The sequence below is a fragment of the Bradyrhizobium sp. DOA1 genome (assembly GCF_001593325.1).
GTDB lineage: Bacteria > Pseudomonadota > Alphaproteobacteria > Rhizobiales > Xanthobacteraceae > Bradyrhizobium.
In genome coordinates this window covers 3,690,142-3,691,480 of record NZ_JXJM01000001.1, presented here as the reverse complement: position 1 = coordinate 3,691,480, position 1,339 = coordinate 3,690,142, and the positions used below count along the sequence as shown (strand labels likewise).

Here is a 1,339-nt window from a genome sequence, read left to right as displayed (position 1 = left end):
TCTCTCTCCGCGGACTCGCTTGTAAAGACAACCCCTCATCCGGCGCTTCGCGCCACCTTCTCCCACAAGGGGAGAAGGAAGAAGAAGCAGGAACTGCACAATGGCAATCAGGTTCGACGGACGCGTCGCCATCGTCACCGGCGCGGGCAATGGTCTCGGCAAGGCGCATGCGCTGGGATTGGCCAGCCGCGGCGCCAAGGTCGTCGTCAACGATTTCGGCGGCGCGCGTGACGGCACCGGCGGCTCGCTGTCGCCGGCGGAGGCGGTGGTCGAGGAGATCCGCAAGGCCGGCGGCACTGCAATGGCCGACGGCGCCGACGTCTCGAATTTCGAGCAGGTCACCGCCATGGTCGAGCGCGCCACCAAGGAATGGGGCAGCGTCGATCTCTTGTGTGCCAATGCCGGCATCCTGCGCGACAAATCATTCGGCAAGATGGAAGCCGCCGATTTCCAGAAGGTGCTCGACGTGCACCTCGTCGGTACCTTCTATTGCTGCAAGGCGGCCTGGGCCGGCATGCGCGACCGCAATTACGGCCGCATCGTGCTGACCACCTCGTCCTCCGGTCTCTACGGCAATTTCGGCCAGGCCAATTACGGCGCGGCGAAGTCGGGCATGGTCGGCCTGATGAACGTGCTGGCCGAGGAAGGCCGCAAGAACGATATCCGCGTCAACATCATCTCGCCGACGGCGGCAACCCGCATGACCGAAGAGCTGCTGCCGCCGCAGGCGCTACAGCTGATGAAGCCGAACGCCATCACGCCGGCAGTCGAGTACATGCTGAGCGAGGACGCGCCGACCCGCACCATCATGGGAGCCGGCGCCGGCTCTTTCGCCGTGATCAAGATTTTGGAGAGCGAAGGCATCAACCTGCCGGAGTCCGAATGGACCCCGGACGCGGTCGCCGCGCACTTCGCCGAGATCAGCGACATGTCGAAGGCCAAGGCGCTGACAGGTGCGTTCGAGCAGACGCAGAAATACGTCGCCCAAGCCGCGGCGCGAGCTGGGATCAAGCTGTAAGCGAGAGCATAAGGGCACTCTCAGCCGTCATGGCCGGGCTTGATCCGGCCATCCACGTTCTTGAGCACCTCGCGCGTGGCTCTCGTGAATGCCGGGACAAGCCCGGGCATGACATAAGCCGCCGCTCTTGGCCTAAACTCCCGCTATGACCAAAACGGACTCACAAATCGCCGTCATCGGCGCCGGACCCGCCGGGCTGATGGCGGCGGAGGTGCTGGCGCAGGGCGGCGCCCGCGTCACCGTCTACGACGCGATGCCGTCCGCGGGCCGCAAGTTCCTGATGGCGGGGCGCGGCGGGCTCAATCTCACCCACAGCGAACC

Annotated in this window: 2 protein-coding genes; both read left to right on the top strand. The window is 65.3% G+C overall.

Annotation, left to right across the window (positions count from 1 at the left end):
* The first annotated feature begins 100 nt into the window (after positions 1-100).
* Positions 101-1,018, top strand: a complete 918-nt coding sequence (locus SE91_RS17600; RefSeq protein WP_060735808.1) for an SDR family NAD(P)-dependent oxidoreductase — start codon at positions 101-103, stop codon at positions 1,016-1,018.
* 145 nt (positions 1,019-1,163) lie between these two features.
* The coding region (locus SE91_RS35395) for an NAD(P)/FAD-dependent oxidoreductase (protein WP_156490018.1) at positions 1,164-1,339 on the top strand (176 nt) is incomplete at its 3' end.

Excerpts from the sequence above, each read along its gene's own strand:
- SE91_RS17600 (WP_060735808.1), top strand. The coding sequence starts at position 101 with ATGGCAATCAGGTTCGACGGACGCGTCGCCATCGTCACCGGCGCGGGC.